15 protein-coding genes and 1 tRNA gene are annotated in these 18,291 nt (G+C 52.8%); 9 read left to right on the top strand and 7 right to left on the bottom strand.

Going from position 1 to position 18,291, the window contains the following annotated elements; genetic code table 11:
- Positions 1–68 precede the first annotated feature (68 nt).
- The 4 genes from A7E78_RS09320 to A7E78_RS09305 form a co-directional block, all read right to left on the bottom strand.
- Positions 69–377, bottom strand: a complete 309-nt coding sequence (locus A7E78_RS09320) for a DUF2845 domain-containing protein (RefSeq protein WP_072283961.1) — start codon at positions 375–377, stop codon at positions 69–71.
- Positions 378–477: 100 nt separating this feature from the next.
- On the bottom strand, positions 478–990 hold the full coding sequence (locus A7E78_RS09315; protein ID WP_072283960.1) for a peptidylprolyl isomerase: 513 nt from the start codon (positions 988–990) through the stop codon (positions 478–480).
- A gap of 284 nt (positions 991–1,274) precedes the next feature.
- Complete coding sequence (locus tag A7E78_RS09310; RefSeq protein WP_072283959.1) at positions 1,275–2,240, bottom strand: chemotaxis protein; 966 nt, start codon at positions 2,238–2,240, stop codon at positions 1,275–1,277.
- A gap of 638 nt (positions 2,241–2,878) precedes the next feature.
- A tRNA-Phe gene (locus A7E78_RS09305) sits at positions 2,879–2,954 on the bottom strand.
- Positions 2,955–3,124: 170 nt separating this feature from the next.
- On the opposite strand from A7E78_RS09305, the gene A7E78_RS09300 reads away from it, so the two are divergent.
- The 5 genes from A7E78_RS09300 (at position 3,125) to A7E78_RS09280 (ending at position 8,371) form a co-directional block, all read left to right on the top strand.
- The gene (locus A7E78_RS09300) at positions 3,125–3,811 is read left to right on the top strand and encodes a DUF5752 family protein (RefSeq protein WP_072283958.1); all 687 of its coding nucleotides are present in this window, start codon (positions 3,125–3,127) and stop codon (positions 3,809–3,811) included.
- Complete coding sequence (locus tag A7E78_RS09295) at positions 3,808–5,070, top strand: glycosyltransferase (RefSeq protein WP_072283957.1); 1,263 nt, start codon at positions 3,808–3,810, stop codon at positions 5,068–5,070. The genes A7E78_RS09300 and A7E78_RS09295 overlap by 4 nt, the downstream gene beginning before the upstream one ends.
- A gap of 45 nt (positions 5,071–5,115) precedes the next feature.
- On the top strand, positions 5,116–6,543 hold the full coding sequence (locus tag A7E78_RS09290; RefSeq protein ID WP_072283956.1) for an alpha,alpha-trehalose-phosphate synthase (UDP-forming): 1,428 nt from the start codon (positions 5,116–5,118) through the stop codon (positions 6,541–6,543).
- A gap of 385 nt (positions 6,544–6,928) precedes the next feature.
- Complete coding sequence (gene aroF, locus A7E78_RS09285) at positions 6,929–7,948, top strand: 3-deoxy-7-phosphoheptulonate synthase (RefSeq protein ID WP_072283955.1); 1,020 nt, start codon at positions 6,929–6,931, stop codon at positions 7,946–7,948.
- Between the two features lie 138 nt (positions 7,949–8,086).
- On the top strand, positions 8,087–8,371 hold the full coding sequence (locus tag A7E78_RS09280; protein ID WP_072283954.1) for a hypothetical protein: 285 nt from the start codon (positions 8,087–8,089) through the stop codon (positions 8,369–8,371).
- A gap of 87 nt (positions 8,372–8,458) precedes the next feature.
- Here A7E78_RS09280 and A7E78_RS09275 read toward each other — a convergent pair whose 3' ends face one another.
- The 3 genes from A7E78_RS09275 to A7E78_RS09265 all read right to left on the bottom strand — a co-directional run bounded on the left by A7E78_RS09275 (position 8,459) and on the right by A7E78_RS09265 (position 11,361).
- Positions 8,459–9,307: a 1,4-dihydroxy-6-naphthoate synthase gene (locus tag A7E78_RS09275; RefSeq protein WP_072283953.1), complete on the bottom strand. Its 849-nt coding sequence runs from the start codon at positions 9,305–9,307 to the stop codon at positions 8,459–8,461.
- Positions 9,304–10,050 (bottom strand): futalosine hydrolase, encoded by a 747-nt coding sequence (mqnB, locus tag A7E78_RS09270; protein WP_072283952.1) that lies wholly within the window; start codon positions 10,048–10,050, stop codon positions 9,304–9,306. The genes A7E78_RS09275 and mqnB overlap by 4 nt, the downstream gene beginning before the upstream one ends.
- A gap of 231 nt (positions 10,051–10,281) precedes the next feature.
- A complete protein-coding gene (locus tag A7E78_RS09265; protein ID WP_072283951.1) occupies positions 10,282–11,361 on the bottom strand; it encodes a hypothetical protein in 1,080 nt (359 codons plus the stop codon).
- A 292-nt stretch (positions 11,362–11,653) separates the two neighbouring features.
- Here A7E78_RS09265 and A7E78_RS09260 point away from each other — a divergent pair, with 292 nt between their 5' ends.
- The 4 genes from A7E78_RS09260 to A7E78_RS09245 all read left to right on the top strand — a co-directional run bounded on the left by A7E78_RS09260 (position 11,654) and on the right by A7E78_RS09245 (position 18,202).
- Positions 11,654–12,220, top strand: a complete 567-nt coding sequence (locus tag A7E78_RS09260) for a TlpA family protein disulfide reductase (protein ID WP_072283950.1) — start codon at positions 11,654–11,656, stop codon at positions 12,218–12,220.
- Between the two features lie 1,013 nt (positions 12,221–13,233).
- Positions 13,234–14,598: a histidine kinase gene (locus tag A7E78_RS09255; protein WP_235606831.1), complete on the top strand. Its 1,365-nt coding sequence runs from the start codon at positions 13,234–13,236 to the stop codon at positions 14,596–14,598.
- A gap of 226 nt (positions 14,599–14,824) precedes the next feature.
- On the top strand, positions 14,825–16,519 hold the full coding sequence (locus A7E78_RS09250; RefSeq protein ID WP_072283949.1) for an FG-GAP repeat domain-containing protein: 1,695 nt from the start codon (positions 14,825–14,827) through the stop codon (positions 16,517–16,519).
- 237 nt (positions 16,520–16,756) lie between these two features.
- Positions 16,757–18,202, top strand: a complete 1,446-nt coding sequence (locus tag A7E78_RS09245) for a hypothetical protein (RefSeq protein WP_072283948.1) — start codon at positions 16,757–16,759, stop codon at positions 18,200–18,202.
- Positions 18,203–18,291 lie beyond the last annotated feature (89 nt).

Genomic DNA, 18,291 nt, shown 5'->3' with positions numbered 1-18,291 from the left:
AGTGAGCTGGCGAACGGGTGGTAATAATGTGGGTTTTCGTTGGAGATAATAGTGCAGGGAGGAAGACGTCAGTCGGTTTCAGGCAGGCAGCATCGAACCACCAGACCATTGCGAAACATGATAATACGGCTGTCCTTGCTGTCAAAAAGATCGTACTGCCAAAGGACCATCGGGTGGTTGTCGTTTAGAAGTACGGCATCGTTGGTGCTTAAGGGGATGGCAGAGTTGAACTCTGCGCCTCGAACCACCTCCGCATAATCGGGGGGGCCGCATTCGGCAAAAACCTCATCTTTGGTCATGCCTTCATCGGGTTGGCAGATAGCCGCGGCCAGCGACGGCGACAGCAGAAGCAGGGCGATAGCTAACCGATATTTCATAGCGCCTCCACAAAATAACGCAGTCTTCAACGCATAATGCTCTTGTTGAAAGTATAACCGAAACTGTGGAGGTGGCTATGTTATGGCAACCCCAGAAACATCAGTCGATTACCGTGACCTTTTCGATGGTCACCGTTTCTACCGGCAGGTCCTGATGCTCTTCGACGGCGTTGGTGGCTACCTGTTCGATGGTGTAGACCACATCCATGCCGTCGACCACTTCGCCAAAAACCGCATAACCGTAGACTTCCGGTTTCGATCCGGCATGATCCAGCGATTTATTGTCGGCTGTATTGATGAAAAACTGGGCCTGAGCGCTGTCCACCTCCGAGGTGCGGGCCATGGCGATGGTGCCCGTTTTGTTCCTGAGTTTGTTGGTTGCTTCGTTTTTAATAGGCTCACCCAAGGGTTTTTCCGCCAGATCCGGGGTCAGGCCGCCACCCTGGATCATGAATTCCTTGATCACCCGGTGGAAAATAGTTCCATCGTAGTGGCCTGCCTTGGCGTAGGCGATAAAGTTAGCCACGGAAATGGGAGCCTTGGCAGCGTTTAGCTCAAGAATGATTTCACCCAGGGATGTGTCCATCTGGATCAGAGGATTCGAGTCGCTCATGGCGAGACTCCTTTTCTCTTTCTTGCGAGAGCATCAAAGTGAAAGATGCACCGGATATTGTAATCAGTGACAACAGGCGAAGTGAGTATAGAGGGGGTGAGAAGTTCAGGCAAGGGGAAGTGGACTTCGTTCAGACCAGGTAAAAAAAGGGCGTGCCGCTTAGGAGGGAAAGCAGCACGCCCAAAAGGTGTAGGGGCTGTATTGATGTCTGTTATTAATCTGATCGGTCGAACGTTGAAAAAGCTTTAGAGTTAAATGGTTAGCGCAGAACGGCCGCAATAATCCTAGAGACAGAATTGATCAACCATCTCCACCAGTTCTGGAATCTGCGGCTTGCTGATAGAGCCGTTTGCCCCAATCGAAGCGCACTTGGCGGCCATCTGTTCGGTAATCAGCGAGGAGAACATGATGACCTTGAGATTTTTCAGGCCCAGTTCCTCGCGAACCCTGCGACATAGAGCCATGCCGTCCATTTTCGGCATTTCGATGTCGGTAATAAGTATATTCAGTTGCTGCAGGAATTCCTCTTCCGAGTCGACCTGCCCGTGGATTTTTTTCAACGCTTGGTAGCATTCTTCACCATCAACGAAGGTCGTCAGCTGGGTGTAGCCCGAATTGGTCAATACCCGCTGAATGCCGGTGCGAATAATAGATGAATCTTCGGCCAGCATGAGTTTGACCTGCTGGCGCTGCTCGGCTTTACTTAAGCCTTCTGCTGTAGTGTCCTGCTTTTCAGTGGCCGTGCCTGCAAAGACCTTGCTCAGTTCAGGATCGAGTTCGGTCAGGATGTGCTCCAGGTCGACGATCAGGATTTCCTTGCTGCCGACATTAATGCTGCCGGTGAAACGGGGCCGGAACTTATCGATAAATGGGGCCATCGGCCGGACATCTTCCCAGCTGATACGGTGGATCTGGTTGACGTCATCCACCATAAAGCCCGTTATCTTTTGGTTGAACTGGCAGACCAGTACGACAGGTCGCTTCGGGTCCTCGCCATCAGGCTGTTGAGGGTTGAGGTGTTTGTTCAAGTCGATTAAAGAAATGGACTGACCTCGCACCAGATAAGTTCCCATGACCGACGGCTTGCTCTCCGGCAGAGTGGTCGTCTTTTCGGGTTCGTATTGAATAATCTCCCGCAGTTTCTGGACGTTGATGCCAAAGGACTGTTCTCCCAGATAAAACTCAAGGATCTCCATTTCATTGGTACCGCTTTCCAGCAAAATCTCTTGGCTGGGTCTGTCTTCCATCATTGCTTTCGCTCCGTATAAAAGATAAGAACTGCGCTATTCAAAATAACGCCGGTAAGCTGGTCATTATCCTGACATAGAATCAATGTTTGACAGTCTGTCGCGCTAAAAACTTGGGCTTTACCCAAATATCTACCCGGTATTGCCGTTTGTAATAACGATTAATGCACAAACCGTGACAATCTTAACGGATTGAGGAAGCAAAAATGTGAAAGTGTTAAAAAGGAAGATTTGAAGGAGCTTCTGGTGGGGATAAAGGAACTGTAGCAGGTTTAAGAAAAGCATCTAAAGGACCAGAATTACATATTGATTTGCTGTTTTTTGACGGCTTGTCCTGTTTATTGCCATCCGTCTTAAGGTTGTGATGGCCTTTTGCTGAAAAAATGATTTGCTAAACTCGTCAATTCCCATTCCAAGGAAGGCGCCACGTCATTCTGTTGCCATGGATACCCCATGTGCCCCACTTGTGGGGCGGGTTTCGCCACACCTGTGGCCCGACTATTGGCTCGCCAGAACTAATGCCTGCCGCTGTGAACGAAGATATCAATAATAAATAAGGGTTTGGTCTGTCGGGATCACACAGGAATTACACAGAGAAAGAAAAAGGGGTCACAGCAAAAGCCGTAACCCCTTGAACTTTCTGGTGCCCAGGGACAGAATCGAACTGCCGACACGAGGATTTTCAGTCCTCTGCTCTACCGACTGAGCTACCTGGGCAAGTTGAGCCACGGTTATAAATGAAACTCCCCGTACCTGTCAAGCAAAAATCGTTGTTTTTGCCAAGTTGGTTTGCCGCGTCTTTTGTCTATTCGAAGCCGTGTGTTATTCTAAAGTAACTGAAATCTCCATTGGTTTTTCCGGATGACCGCCGCATCAGGAGGATAACCATGAGCGAACGCGCTACCGATCCCGCCGAGGCAACACCCTTTGCTGTGCGGGATTGCGCCCTTATCTCTCTGGCCACGGGCCTTAAGGCACAGAATCTGCGGGAGTTTTGCGATATCCTTCAACGTATCCCGCTGGAGAGTATTGAGCACCACCTCTGGGGACGCCTTCTGCAGCCCCGTTTCGATGAACCGGAATATAACAACGATTTCGCGTCTTGGGCTTATCACGGTTTGCACGACAAGACTCTGGCCGAACGGCTGAGTATGGTGCTGCCCACCGATTTTGCCGATCAGGAAGCTCTTCGCCAAGAGCTGGTCGAGGTTCTTGAAGAGAGACTCGATCAATGCGAGATGGTGCCTTGGGCTAAAAACGATCAGCAGTTTCATTTCTTGCGCTCGCAGATCGTGGTCTTCGATAGCGGTTTACGCTTCGCTCAGCCGGTCGACTTGATCCCTTATCTGGCACACCTGTCCACGGGTAGCGTGTATTACCATTTCATCGATGCCCGCAACCGCACTGCCGAGCGGTGCGATGATTTCAGTGCCTGGCTGGCCAGTTTCGGTGCCGAATATCAGCCTCTGCGTGAGCGGTTATGTGGTGTCGATCCCTATTTTGCCTCGCTGCAAAGCCTTCGTCAGATTGTCACTGATCTTTTTCAGACGTTTTTTGAGGAGGCTGTTCAATGAGTGCTTCTAATAAAAACGATAGCGGGTTGCTTGATCGCTACGCCGAAGTGACTGGCCGTGAGGTGATTCATCATCTCCAGCAATTGGCGGCGCCCCTTAAGGGCGCTAAAGTCGTGCATGTCAACTCGACCCGCGAAGGGGGCGGGGTGGCGGAAATCCTGCAGAAGTTGATTCCTCTCAAGCGGGCCCTTGGCATCGATGCCAGTTGGGAGGTGATCAATGGTAGCCCGGATTTTTATGAATGTACCAAGGGCTTTCATAACGGTCTGCAGGGTATGGGCAGTCCCATCCCGAAGAAGTTGCTGGCAGAGTATGAAAAGATCAACGCCGCTAATGCAGAGAATCTGCGCGGTACCCTGGAGGAGGCCGACTTTGTCGTTATTCACGACCCCCAGCCGGCCCCGTTGCTGAGTCACTGCCCCGCACGCCGTGGGCGCTGGTTGTGGCGTTGTCACATAGACGCCAGTCATCCCTATCGACCGGTATGGAAATATCTGCGGCAGTGGGTTATCCCCTACGATGCCAGCATTTTTTCCATCCCCCAGTTTGCTCAGCCCTTGCCCCATCCCCAGTACATCGTTGCGCCAAGTATCGACCCTCTGAGCGAAAAGAATCGTGATCTGCCTCTGGCGGAACTGCAAACCGTTCGCGAGCGTTTCAATCTTGATCCGGCTCTGCCGCTGATGTTGCAAGTTTCCCGATATGATCGCTTCAAAGATCCGTTGGGTGTGGTGCAGGCCTGCCAGCTGGCCGGGAAGCTGACCCCTTTGCAGCTGGTGCTGGCCGGAGGCGGTGCCAGCGATGATCCCGAAGGCGAGGCGGTGCTGGAGGAAGTACGCCAGGCAGCGGCGGATGATCCGAGAATTCAGGTTTTGCTATTGCCCGCCGATGCTCATCATACGATTAACGCCTTGCAGAGGACCGCCGATATTGTGCTGCAGAAATCGATTCGCGAAGGTTTCGGGCTTACCGTGGCTGAAGCCATGTGGAAGGGGAAACCGGTGATCGGCGGAGACACCGGCGGTATTCGACTGCAGGTTTTTAATCACTACACCGGTTTTCTGGTGCGGACTCCCGAGGGGGCTGCATTGCGTATTCGGTATTTGCTTCATCGCCGTGAATTGCTCAAGGAAATGGGCCAGCGGGCACAGCGCTTCGTTGGCGAAAATTTTCTTATCACTCGCCATTTGCGGGAATATTTGACCATGCTGCTGGGTTTACAAAACGGTACTCAGGGCCGCATGGAACTTGGTTTGTAGTTCACAGTTTGTATCGTTGGGCTGGACTAAACAGGAGATAACCATATGCTCCAAGAGCAACAAAGACGTTTGCTGGTTGTATCGAATCGCTTGCCGGTGGTCATTGAGAGGCAGGCAGATAAATGGCAAATTATTCCCGGCAGTGGTGGCTTGGTGACTGCTCTGGCCCCGGTTATGCGGCAGCAGAAAGGTTTATGGATCGGTTGGCCTGGTTGTGATGAAGAGGCTCCGCTGGGGCAATTGTTGGACCGCTTCGCCCAAGACAACGGTTATTCTCTGGCGGCGGTGCCTCTTTCAGCCGATGAGGTGGAGAGGTATTACCGGGGGTTTTCCAACGAGGCTTTGTGGCCGCTGTTTCACGATCTGCTCGGATTCTGCCGATTTTCCTACGACAACTGGCAGGTTTATCTCGATGTCAACCGGCGCTTCGCGCAGGTCGTGACCGAACATGCTAAAGCAGATGACCTGATCTGGGTTCACGATTATCAATTGATCGGGGTGGGAGATCAGTTGCGGGCCCTGAAGATGCCTCAGCCCCTGGGATATTTCCTGCACATCCCTTTTCCGGCTCCGGATCTCTTTCGTCGCTTGCCCTGGAAGGATCAATTGATCCGCTCGCTGCTGGCTTATGACCTGCTCGGTTTTCAGACCCAGCGTGACCGCCGCAATTTTGTTAATACCGCAACCTCTTTGCTGAGCGAGGTCGAAGTGGTCAGTCGCAAGAGGCACTACGATGTGTTGCAGTTCGAAGGACGCACGGTGCGGGTCGGGCATTTTCCCATCAGTATCGATTTCGATGAATTCGATAATGGTGCCCGGTCCAAAGAAGTCGAAGATGCCGCCTGGTACCTGCATGAAAATCTGCGTGGTCGGCAATTGATGCTGGGGGTCGACCGCCTCGATTATACCAAGGGGATTCCCGAGCGATTCCTGGCTTTTGAGCGGGCGCTGGAGAAGTACCCCGAGCTAATTACCAATATCAGCCTGATGCAGTTGGTGGTGCCGAGCCGAACCCTGGTGCCCGATTATCAGAATCTCAAGGAAACCCTCGATCAGCTGGCCGGTCGCATTAACGCCCGCTTCGGACAGCCCGAATGGAATCCTATATACTATGTTTATCGCACCCTTGGCCGCACTCAATTGCTGGCCCGTTATCGGACCTCGGAGATAGCCCTTATCACCCCTCTGCGAGACGGTATGAATCTGGTTGCCAAGGAATATTGCGCCAGTTCGGTGGAGAACAACGGCGTTCTGATTCTCAGCGAATTCGCCGGAGCGGCGGATCAGCTACGCAAGGGAGCTTTGCTGGTGAACCCCTATGATATCGAAAGTACGGCCGATGCCATATATCAGGCCTATGTCATGGAATCCGGAGAGCGTCTGCGGCGGATGAAGTTGCTGCGCAACGAGATTCGGCGCCATGACGTACACCACTGGCTGGATAGCTTTACCCAGAGTCTCTATTCCAGTTAGTTTCCGCCCGGAAACCTGCCTGGCTTGTCGTGGACCTGCGAAAGGCGGGTAGGGTAGCTCTTGCTATTTGGTGATGATTCTGATAGAAGATCAGAAAGAGTTTATTTTCGGAGTATCGGCATGCAGTTTCGTTACGACTTTTTTAACGGGTTTTACTTTTGGTGCGGCTTCTTTTTTAGGCCGTCTGCCCAGGGTGAAGGTCCGTTGACGTAACTGACAGTCGTCAATCAACCGATTAACACAAACCACGGGCAGACCGAACTCCGGCCCCGTGGTTTTCTTTTTGTTTTTCAGGCGAAAAGGGCGTGGTCGAGTTGAACGGAAAGCCACAGCTCGCGTCTCGAAGTCGTTCCGACTTGACGGCGCTCACCAGGAGGATACAAAGATGATTATCGTCATGAAGCACGGGGCCAGCCGGGAGCAGTTGCTGGCAGTCAAGCAGCGCATTCGCGATCTTGGCTACAAGCCCCACGTCATTCACGGTGCAACCTGCAATGTTATCGGTGCCGTAGGGGATGAGCGCGGCAAAGCGGTGCTGCAATCCCTGGAGTCGATGGACGGTGTCGAAAATGTGATGCCGATTCTGCAGCCTTATAAATTGGCCAGCCGCGAAGTCTGTCCCGAGCCGAGTATTATCGAGTTGGCACCCGGATTGACCATCGGTGGCGAGCAACTGGTGGTGATGGCGGGCCCCTGTTCCGTCGAAGGGGAAGAGCAGTTGATCGAGACCGCCCGGGCGGTCAAGGCCGCAGGCGCTACCGTACTCCGGGGCGGAGCCTTTAAGCCCCGTACCAGCCCTTATGCCTTTCAGGGGCTGGAAGAAGAGGGTCTTCGGCTCCTCGACCTGGCCCGCCAGGAAACAGGCCTGCCCATCGTTACCGAGGTGGTCAATCCGCGGGATGTGGAGCTGGTAGCCCGTTATGCCGATATTCTGCAGGTTGGAGCGCGTAACGTGCAGAACTTCCCTCTGCTCAAGCTGTTAGGCCAGCAGGACAAACCGGTATTGCTCAAGCGGGGCATGGCGACCACCATCAAGGAGTTTCTGATGAGTGCCGAATATATTCTGTCCGAAGGAAACCGCCGGGTCATCCTCTGCGAGCGGGGGATTCGTACTTTTGAAACGGCCACTCGCAACACTCTCGATATTTCCGCCGTACCGGTACTCAAAGAGCAGACTCACCTGCCGGTGGTGATCGATCCGTCCCACTCCACCGGGCACGCCAGTTTGGTGCCTTCCATGTGCTATGCAGCGGTGGCGGCCGGTTGTGACGGTTTGCTGGTCGAGGTGCATAATAGTCCCGAAACGGCCTCTTGCGATGGCCCCCAATCCCTGCGGCCGTCAGATTTTGCGATTGTCATGGAAAAACTGCGTCAGTTCGCTGCGGCCGCCGACCGAAAGCTCTAGAGGCAACCTTTTAGGATAGAAGCAAAATACAGTTGTTTGAGAAGACGTAACAGGGGGGGGCTTACATTTTGTCGGCTGTTTCCTATAAGGTATCAGCAGTCATATAAACCGAAATACTATTGCTACAGGAGTCAGTTAATGTTTTTTCTCCCCCTCAATCAACCGGAGAGCGTTGCTCTGGTCATTCATTCTTTGCGGGTTGCCGGCGGCGAAGCCGATTGTTCCAGTTGCCCGGTGCAGCGGGTTTGCATGAAGCAATGCCTGACAATCGCCAATTCTCTGCAGCAGATGATCGATGATGGCACCTTGCCATCCCTGGAAGAAGAGCCCCTTTTGGAAGAGTCTCCTTCGACTGAGCTTTGCGAAGTTGCGGAAGCTGCCCCCGTACCGGACAGGGGTAGCCACCTCAAGGTCATCAAATAGTTTAGTTTTCAGCTATGCACAAAAAAAGCGGTCCCGTGAGGGCCGCTTTTTTTGTGCATAGTTAAGCAAGTTCTGTCGATGGAAAGGTTATTCGTCCCTCTCCTTGATTAACAAAGGCCCCTCTTGTGGCGGGATTAGTTCAGCTTTTGCTGCGCGTCCGAGCAACTCTTCAATCGCTGCCAACCCTTCCTCACCCATGTTTTGGGTAAAATCATTAACGTAAAGGGCAATATGCTGCTCGATGGCCCCGGCAGTTAGTTCCTGGGCATGTTGCTGAATGTAGGCTACAGGTTCGCCAGGGTTGTTTTGGGCATAGAGAAGGCTGGCCGCGATAGCCTTTTCGATGCTGGTGATCTTCTCGCTGCCCAATTGCCGCTGAGCGACAATGGCTCCCAAGGGCAGGGGCAGCCCTGTCAATTTCTGCCACCAGCAACCGAGGTCGACAAGCTCTTTGAGCCCGTGCTGTGCAAAGGTGAAACGTTCTTCGTGGATGATCAGGCCGGCATCGACCTGCCCGGTGCAAATCGCCGGTATAATGCGGTCGAAGGGCAAAACGATCAGATTGCGACAGTTCGGTTGCCACAGACGTAAAAGCAGGCTGGCTGTGGTCAGGTTGCCGGGAATGGCGATACGGCTGGTGGAAAGGGTAACCGGATCAAAATCGCGAGGGGCTACCAGCAACGGCCCGCAACCACGACCCAGGGCGGCACCGCTGCGAAGCAAGGCATAATCATGACGCACATGGCCAAGGGCGTGGCAGGAGATTTTGCTGATGGAAAGACGAACGTTTCGTACCAACCCGTTGAGGGTTTCAACGTCGGTCAGCAGTGGAGGTCTTTCCAGGCCAGGCAAGGAAACGATGCCGTGGGCCAGGGCATAAAAGAGAAAAGTATCGTTAGGGCAGGGTGAATAGCCGAGGGACAGGGATCCGATCATGCGGATTCCTGCGGAGGGTGGCAGCCTTTCAGGTAGGCCATCAGAGCTCTTTGGGCGATTTTGGCACCTGCCGGCAGGTCCCAGCGTTCGAGGTTGCGATTTTCCACTCGATTGGAGATGCCGCGCAGCTCGAGGAAAGGCACTTCGTACAGGCGGCAGATTTGTGCCACGGCTGCCCCCTCCATATTTTCGCCGATGCCAGCGGTTCGCTGAACCATGGCCCGGGCGGCCTGGTCGGTTCCCGAACAGGTCGAGACAGTAACCAACGGTCCGGTTGCCAGCCTGGCGCCAGCTTTAATGGCGGCGGTTTCGATGAGTGGCAGGGCCTCGGCTAATAGTTGCGGGTCGGCAAGGAAGCGCTGTTCCATGAGCGGCCCGCCATGCTCCAGCAGCGGGAATCCCAGAGCGGCAAAATCGATAAACCCTTGTGGCGTAAGGACTCCCTCGTCGGCAAGAATCTCTTCGCTGGCCAGGACAAGATCCCCCACTTCCAGACCGCTGTCCGGATAAGCACCAGCGCAGCCGGTGACGATGACGGCCTCGGGTTTAAATGTTTCCAGCAGGGCGGTGACGGCCGATGCCGCGTTTATTTTGCCGATGCCGCTGTGCAGTAGGGCCACTTTCTGGTCGAACAGGGAGCCGAGAAAGAGTTCTCTGGCGCCACAGCGGCGCACTTCGCAGGGTGACAGGGACTGGCGTAGCAGGGCTGTTTCCGCCGCTACGGCGGCAATGATGGCAATCATGGGTGTTGTATTCGACTCCATTCGTGACACATGGCGGAAAAATCAAGGCGAATGGGACGCAGATGGACGCAGATAAACGCAGATAGGACAATAATTTTTAGAAAAGGTTTTTTTGGGGTGAGTGATCTGCGAATGCGAAGCATCGGATTTTATCTGCGTCCAGAATAAAGTTAAACGGCAGGCTGGATTGTTGCGCCCTTTCCCCGAAAAGAGGAGCAAATGAAGTAACTGTCAGGGATTATACCAGCCGGAGCGGATCAGGTCGCGGCGTAAATAAGTGCCTTGTTTAAGGACCATGCCCCGATACCAGAAACGGTCGGCCCGCAAGGAGATATTGTTGGGGGGGTCGAGACGCTTGCGGCAATCGGACAGGCTGTTGCGAAAACGATTGTCCGGCTCGGCAACGATATCCGCAAGCTTGTCGTGCAGCGCCGAGGCGACACCTTCAATCACATACTGGATGATGTCCCGCAACTTCAGGCACTGGTGATATTCATCCAGGTCGCCGTCAAAGCCGGTTTCACATTCTTGAACAAAATCATGCCAGCTCAGCAGCAGTTCGCCAAAATCTTCCTCGGCAAAGCAGGCAAATTCAGGGTGCTGTTTCAGGCACTTTTTGATCGATTCCTGTTCCCGTCGGGAAAGAAAAAAGGACAGCCCTTCATCCACCGGATACATATCGAGCAGGTCGGCCAGCTCTTCGCAGAAACAGAGATAGTCCAGTTCGCTATCCGGTAACTGATTCAGAGGCGCAGGCAGCAGGTGGCGAGGATGGCAAAGAAGCGACAGGTGGTCGTGCCCCAGATCCGAAGTCAGCAGCAGCTCGGGAGAGAAAGACAGGCCCTGGCCGTGGAACAGGTCCGCGATCCGGATATGGTTCTCTGTGAAGCAGGTCAACAGCTTCTCTTCCGAATAGAAGAGTTCCATGCCGTTGTGATTATTGGCCAGCCCGAAACCGACAAACCCATCGTGAATCAGGCGCGGCAGGTAGGGAGCGATGGTGGTCAGAATCTCTTCTGTTGGCAGGTAGGGAGAATAATACAAGGTCGGCGTCGGTTGTTCATCCGTGGTGGAACTCTGTTCCTCCCGGTAAAATTCCAGAATAAAAAAAGCTTCTTCTTTAAGAACGCTGGCAAAGGAACGAAAAAGGTTCTCAATGCGGCCGGGATCCGCCATGGCGGTGAAACGATAAGAATCCGTCGATTGTTCCAACAGGGAAAAGTTAAAGCCTTCGCATAAGCGGCGGCTCTTTTCTCTTTCGCTGACCCAGGGGGAGATCCCCAAGGGAAAATTGAAGTTCTTGTCGGGCAAAGAGAGATTCCTTCCAGGGTCGATATGACTTGTCTAACAGAGTGGTTATTGGGAATATTGTGAGCCAACAACGGTTGAGAAGGTTATAATTATGCTGTCGCCGCTTAAAAGTCAACATTTTGGGACTTGAGATGGCCGTCTTAGAGGGATTCGACTTGACGCCAGGGCCGGTGTTTCAATACTGTATTAGATAGACCTTGCCCATAAGTTTTAGATGTGAAAACGGTTTGTGTTGCGTCAGGAGAGCTACTATCCAACCAGTGCGGCGGGGTTTTCGCCCGAGGGGATGACAATGAAAAAAATTAGACTGCTGATTCTTTCTGCTTTTTTACTGCTCAGTTTTGCAGGGCAATCCCTGGCCTATCTGCAGGTTGGTAGTGAGGCTCCGGATTTTAAACTTTCCGATCTCGAAGGCAATGAAGTCAAGCTGTCCGACTTTAAAGGCCAGATCATTATTTTGAAGCTTGGCACCACCTGGTGTCCCGATTGTGTTGGACAAAGTGCCGACCTGTTGAAAATGGGGCCCCGGCTGAAAGAACAGGGCGTGGTCTTGGTCGATGTGTTTCTCCAAGAAAACCGTCGCAGCGTCCGTAAGTTTTTGAAAAGCAAAGATTTTGTTATGCCGATGGTACCGTTGCTCGATGACGGTCAGGCCCATCGTGCCTACCAGGTCTACCTGATTCCCCGTCTTGTGATCATCGATCAGCAATTCCGCATCGTTCATGACGGACTGCGTCTCAAACCCGAAGAATTGCAAGAAAAGATAGCCGCTCTGCAGCCGCCAGCGGCTGCAGAAACGCCGACTTCTGACGAGGGTACCATGCCCTGTCCGACTCCCCGGGAAAATATTCAAGACTAAATCTTTCCCTGCTTCGTTAGCTCGGCTTCCTGCCAGTGGACGACAGTACGTTCGGTTTTTAAACCCAGCAGCCCCTTCGACCACTGTTGGCAAGAGAAACGAACTGAGCGTTTTAGCAATAACCTTCGAAAGAAGGGCCGCTCAAAGAAAGTTATGCCACCGTAGGATGGCACCAGAATTGATAGTCTTCTCCTCATCCCCGTGACAGCATGCTCCACGCAGTGGCAAGGCACCCTTTTCTTCCTTTTCGTTGGCGCCAAAACAAAAAGGAAGGCGTCTGACGGGACGCGACCCGGCGGTCTTGCTTTTTCTTGAGCCTCTCGGCAATCAACTTCTTTGAACCCTTGCCGGCAGCTGGCTGCAAGGTTTATGAAGCCCCCACCATTGCAAACCCGCCCAATGATGGAAATCACAAAATTTTAACCCCACCCTAACATTCATGTTCTATCGTGCCACTGTTTCAAAAGTCACCAGCATCCCGTTGGGTGCTATTGTCTAGTTGCGCCGCAAGGGAAAATGAAAGCCAATTTCATTTTTGTCTTGACCACAAAGGCTTGGGCCTTTATTGTCGAAAGCCGAATCCGGTCAAGATGATCTCTCGTCTAATATCGAATTGAGATGTGTTCATGGCACAACCGCCACCGAACCAAATTTAAAAGCGAAGGCGTTTGTGGCAAAAAAAACACAACCCTGTGTCGCAGGACGTACAGTTTTCGGTTGTGTAAAAAAATAAATAGCGCTAAACTCCGCTGTCAACAACGCTCTCAGTAATTTTAGACTTTTGGCACTGTTGTTGAATAGAATCCCTGCGTTTGTGTGGTTTTGCACAGTTGATCTCTGTGCGAAAGTCTAAAAACGATCAGCACGATAATGGCGCGCAACTAATTTACTGCGTTAGGCAGTACAGGAGGATACGGGGTATATGCAGGCCAATGTGGTCTGGCCCCGGCTGCTTCGGCAGCATGTTCATTTTTATTTTTTCCAAGATGGAAGGAGACAGACCTGTGAAACAGATGAAACTGGTTTTGGCGATCTTTATCGCCCTGGCTATGGCGGCTCCCGCCCTGGCCTTCAATGCCGAGTGGCACGGCGATTTTAACCACCGCGCGTCTTACAGCACCCAGGGCGATTGGTCCAAGCGTACCTCCAAAGACAACAAGTCTTACTTTGGTATTGACGGTTATACCAATGCCGACAGCGTTCCCAGCCCCAAGAAAAACAAAGATGACGCGGATATGTTCGCCGAAGTCAAGTACCGTACCCACCTGGTCGTTTCCGACGACGAAAAGAAGGTCAAAGCAGTGCTTGGCCTCGAGATTGGCAGCGAAAAGTTCGGCAGCGGCGCGGCTGTTAATGGCGGCGATAAGACCGGTGAGATCGAACTGCGTTGGGCCTACACCGATATTCAACTGCCCTTCGACCCCGCTTCCCGCGTCAGCGTTGGCCTGCAGCCCGTTGGCTACAACATGCTGCTCTGGAGCGACAACGCCGCTGGCGTGAAGTGGACCCGCGCTGAAGGTGCCTGGAAATACTCCCTCGGCTGGTGGCGTACCGACTGGGATGATATAAACTCAGGTGCCGGCAACTCTGACAGCAGCGAAAACGGTGAAATCTATAGCGCCGACGCCACCTACAAGTTCGACAACGGTGCCGTTAACGCTTTCGCTCATTTCCGCAACCAGGGCGACGATCAGTTTGTCGGCCGTACCTATCTTGCTGATGGTACCGTTGATGATCCGGGCGTGACCGTTACCCGCGACAGCACCCTCTGGCTCGGCCTCTCCGGCAACGCCTCTTGGGGCGACCTGTCCGCTATGGGCACCGCTATCTACCAGACCGGTGAAGTTAAAACCGACTCTGCTACCGACGACCTAGATCGCCAGTCCTACCTGCTGCACGCTCAGGCTGATTACAAGGTTGACAAGACCACCTACACCCTCGGTGGTCTGTTCACCCCCGGTGACGACAATGACTCCGATGGCGACCTTGACAACTTCGACCACATCGACATCTCCACCTCGGTTCTCGGTTCTGTAATCATCTTCGACAACTATGCTGATGACAACTCCTTCAGCCAGGCTACCTACGTTTTCGACAAAGGTTACAAGATCATCTACGGTGGCGTGGCTCACAAACTCAACGCCAAGACCAAGGTATGGGGCAAGTACTTCTGGCACAACACCGAAGAAGACATTGCCGGCGAAGATGAAATCGGTCACGAATTCGTAGCCGGTGTAAGCTATACCATCATGAAGGGCCTCACCGCTGACATCAACGCTGGTTACCTGATCGCTGGCGACCTTCTGGACGAGCTTGTCACTGGCGACGACGCTGATGACATCTTCCGTACTGATGCTCGCCTGCGCTTCAAGTTCTAAGATTGCCTGAAGTTTGTAGGTTGTGATACTTATAGGGCCGGGCTTTTGCCCGGCCCTATTTTTCTTGGTTAGCGATGGTGGGGGGTGTTTTGTTGGTATGTGTCTATGTGCCTTCAAAAACGTCATCTGCCATGGATCACCAAGCTCGATAATAGATGTCTAGATCACCTGAATTCTGGAGACAGATCGACTCAATAGAAGAATTTATTCGTGGAGGTAAGTTTTGATGATTAAACGATTCATGTTGCTGGCAGCCTGTTCGCTGCTGTTGATGGCCGCTCCGGTATTCGCCGGTACGCTGGAGGAGCTTGCCCAGGACTTTAAAGAGGTTTCCGGTTATGTTGTCCTGCCTGTCCAGGGTGAGTTTCTTATCGATCTCGATGCGAGCAAGGGTATCGCTGTTGGTGACCTTTTTGCCGTGGTACAGCCGGGCGAGAAGATCACCCATCCAGTCACCGGCGAAGTGCTTGGTTCTCTTGATGTGCGCAAGGCCGTGCTTCAGGTTACCCAGATCAAGGCCGGTTATTCCCAGGCCCGTGCGGTCAGTGGTGCCGCGCAAGTGGCTCGCGGCGATGTCATTCGCCGTTTTGTCAATCTGCGTGCCTCTTTTCTTGATTATACCGGCCGCGGCGAAGCCTTTTATGCCGATCTGACCGGAGCTCTGCCGGGTTTGGAATGGCAAGACTATGCCGCTGCGCAAGCTGCCAGACCCGCTAAGCCAGCGGCAGCTGCGGGCAGTGCCGATCTACTGGTAATCCTTGATGGCCACGGACTGAGTGTGCGCGACAGCGCTTATCGCCTGCTGCATTCTTACTCCTCGCCGACTGTGAAACAAGCGGCTGTTTCAGCACCTTTGCAGCAGGCACCTGTCGCTGCTGTGCCCTATCGTCTTGAGGCGGCCCCTGCGGCGCCCATTGGCACCGTACGGTACGAGGCTACCTTCCCCGGTTTTAAAACCACCGGGTCTATCGGATTCCCTGCGGTTGCGTCCGATTTTGTGCAGCATGGGGAGCAGTTGCTGGTGGCCGCCAGTGATGGCAAGTCCATTAAGGTGTTTGTTGTTGGCGAAAAGCTGCAACAGCAGGCTGAACTGCAGCTGGCCGATATGGCCCAGGTGGCCTCCTTAAGTTGGTGGCAACCGGCAGCCGACAAGCTTTACCTGGCCGTGACCGGCTGGCAAGCCCCCAAGGTCAGTTCCGCCATCTATGCATATGACAATGGAAGCTTGAACGCAGTGGAAGAGTCCATGGGCAAGTTTTTGGGCAGCTTCGATCGGGACGGTGACGGCCGGAAGGAATTGCTTTTAGCCCAAGACTTTGATCGTAGTCTGGTTTGGGGCACCCGGATTAAAAAAGCCGTCCTCAAGGGCGATAAGGTCTCGCTTGGTGCTTTGGACTTTAAGCTTCCCCATCGTTTTACTGTGGTCGGCAGCCTGATGGCTGACTTGACCAATGACGGGAAGCCGGAAACGATCTTTGTTCGTGATGGACTGATGTATGTCTATTCGGGAACAAAAAAGCTCTATCGTTCGCCCAAGATGATGGGGGGCACCCTGTCCCGCTTCCTGTTTGACGAAGACCCCAATGCCAGGGAAACCGAGACGAACTTTGCTGCCTTTGAGGTAGCACCGGTGGCAGCCGATCTCGACGGTGATGGTAAGCTGGAACTACTCTCTGTGGCTTCCGACAGTTCTCTGCTTGCGGCACCTGGAATTGGCGCCGGGGTCAAAAAAAGCTGGCTGGCGGTTTTGAAAAAGCGCGACGGCATGTTCGTTAAGGGCACCCTTGGCGAAGAACTGGAAGTGCCCCTGCAAGGGCTGGCCGTGGCCGGTGACCGGGTGCTGTTCGTGGCAACCGAAACCGGTTCCGTATTCGGCGAGGGTGGCGATAGTCAGTTGTTGGTCTTTCCCTTGGCCCGCTGATTTAAATCTGAAGAATGACTCAAAAGGCTCCGGTTTTCCGGAGCCTTTTTTATTGGGACAAAATTTTCATAGTTAACAGCTATTCTAAGGAAATGGTTCTCGGCGCCTGTAGAACGCTGTTTTGTTCAGTTGACCTACGGTTTTAATCCTGTTACAAAGAATAGCTTTCACTTTGGCCTGCAGCCATTTTTAAGGCTGGCTCGGTCTTGGCTAAACATTTAATTGAAGGAGATGGGGATGAAGCAACCGGGGATCAGGATTTTATTGGCAACTGTGGCATTAATGTTATTGGTTGCACCGGCATGGGCGGAAATCGAGTTTTTTGGTACGGCCAAAGTGAAGCCGACCGTTTACACGGACTTTGATTTTCAGAGTAGTGAACATGATGCGCCGATCGGCAATGAAGGCGGCTTAACTGACGGCGAGCACATCCGTGGTGAATTCCGACTCGGTTGGAAGGCTAAAGGCGATAAGTGGTCGGTAAAGATGATCGCTGAGGCTGACGTTTTGTACGAGAAGGATACTGCCGATCGTTCTTTCTATAAATTCGCAGAGAAGGAGGATCAGCCAAACAGCGGAGGTGAGTTTGGTATCGAGCGGGTTGAATTGCTTTATACCTTTTTACCGCAACTGGAATTGGAGACTGGGTGGGACGTTCGGGCACTGGATATCAAAACCGGTGGCTTGCTGTTCGGCGACGATCACCCCTTTATTGGTTTCCGTGGCAAGTTGTCTCAGCAAACTAGCTATGAGGCTCTTTATATCACAGTGCAGAATCGCCAACCAATTAGTACCGCGCCATCTCCTGAATGGGGCAGTTCCACTGAAGATGACTGGCGTGTCTACACCCTTAAGCTGGTCCAGGATTTGGGCGGTGAAAGTACTGCTCTGCCGCAGAACGCTTTCTTCGGCAACGCTGATGCCGAGCGTGATACCCTGAAATTCTCTGTAAGCCCCATTTATGCTTATAGTGATAACGATTCTAAACATGCCCAGATTCACTACTACGGTCTTGAAATCACCGGCCAGGCTGGCTGGTTCAAGCCCTATTTCGAAGTAGTTGCAGCCGATGGCGAATTTGATGACGGTAAAGATATCTCCTCCTGGGCCATGTTCGCCGGTCTGGAAATGACCATTAATAAAGCCTTTAATCCTTACGTCGCATTTCGCTATACCCAGGGCGATGACGATGATACTGACAATGATGTCGATGGTTGGGTTGGTGTCGGTGATATCGCAATGTACAGCGGCTTGATCGGCATGGATGGCAATGTTCTGGGTTCTGATATGCGGCAGAGTTACGGCGCTACCCTCTATTCTTATACGCCAGGGGGGGCTACCACAGGCAATCGCTACGGCGGGAATGGCAACGGCAGCAGTGGCGATAATCCCGGTCAGAAATTGATTGCTGTGGGTACCCGAGGTGATCTTTCGGCTTTGGTGCCGAAGCTGATGTACAAGACCCAGGCGTTCTTCATCTGGTACGATGAAACGGACAATCTTGGTGCAGATGTTGACGACTATGCTGGCACAACTTTCGATTTGCAGTTGCTCTACGCTATATCGAAAAACTTCAGCATTGATTATCTTTTCTCGACCTTCATTCCTGGCGACGGAATTGAAGATCAATACGGCGATGATACCGCCTTCGTCAATACCTTAACTCTGGCCTGGTCTTATTAAGCAGCCATCGATAAGTGTTTTATGCGGGGTGTCCTTAGGGCGCCCCGTAGCTTTAAGATGGATGACCACGGGTTGTTGAAAAGGACTTA

The sequence above is a fragment of the Syntrophotalea acetylenivorans genome (assembly GCF_001887775.1).
Classification (GTDB): Bacteria; Desulfobacterota; Desulfuromonadia; order Desulfuromonadales; family Syntrophotaleaceae; genus Syntrophotalea_A; species Syntrophotalea_A acetylenivorans.
This window is presented reverse-complemented; position numbering and strand designations above follow the sequence as displayed.

Bases quoted from the DNA above. Each gene is read 5' to 3' on its own strand.
- A7E78_RS09320 (WP_072283961.1), bottom strand. From the start codon at position 377: ATGAAATATCGGTTAGCTATCGCCCTGCTTCTGCTGTCGCCGTCGCTG.
- A7E78_RS09315 (WP_072283960.1), bottom strand. From the start codon at position 990: ATGAGCGACTCGAATCCTCTGATCCAGATGGACACATCCCTGGGTGAA.
- A7E78_RS09310 (WP_072283959.1), bottom strand. From the start codon at position 2,240: ATGATGGAAGACAGACCCAGCCAAGAGATTTTGCTGGAAAGCGGTACC.
- A7E78_RS09300 (WP_072283958.1), top strand. From the start codon at position 3,125: ATGAGCGAACGCGCTACCGATCCCGCCGAGGCAACACCCTTTGCTGTG.
- A7E78_RS09295 (WP_072283957.1), top strand. From the start codon at position 3,808: ATGAGTGCTTCTAATAAAAACGATAGCGGGTTGCTTGATCGCTACGCC.
- A7E78_RS09290 (WP_072283956.1), top strand. From the start codon at position 5,116: ATGCTCCAAGAGCAACAAAGACGTTTGCTGGTTGTATCGAATCGCTTG.
- aroF (WP_072283955.1), top strand. From the start codon at position 6,929: ATGATTATCGTCATGAAGCACGGGGCCAGCCGGGAGCAGTTGCTGGCA.
- A7E78_RS09280 (WP_072283954.1), top strand. From the start codon at position 8,087: ATGTTTTTTCTCCCCCTCAATCAACCGGAGAGCGTTGCTCTGGTCATT.
- A7E78_RS09275 (WP_072283953.1), bottom strand. From the start codon at position 9,307: ATGATCGGATCCCTGTCCCTCGGCTATTCACCCTGCCCTAACGATACT.
- mqnB (WP_072283952.1), bottom strand. From the start codon at position 10,050: ATGATTGCCATCATTGCCGCCGTAGCGGCGGAAACAGCCCTGCTACGC.
- A7E78_RS09260 (WP_072283950.1), top strand. From the start codon at position 11,654: ATGAAAAAAATTAGACTGCTGATTCTTTCTGCTTTTTTACTGCTCAGT.
- A7E78_RS09255 (WP_235606831.1), top strand. From the start codon at position 13,234: ATGAAACTGGTTTTGGCGATCTTTATCGCCCTGGCTATGGCGGCTCCC.
- A7E78_RS09250 (WP_072283949.1), top strand. From the start codon at position 14,825: ATGATTAAACGATTCATGTTGCTGGCAGCCTGTTCGCTGCTGTTGATG.
- A7E78_RS09245 (WP_072283948.1), top strand. From the start codon at position 16,757: ATGAAGCAACCGGGGATCAGGATTTTATTGGCAACTGTGGCATTAATG.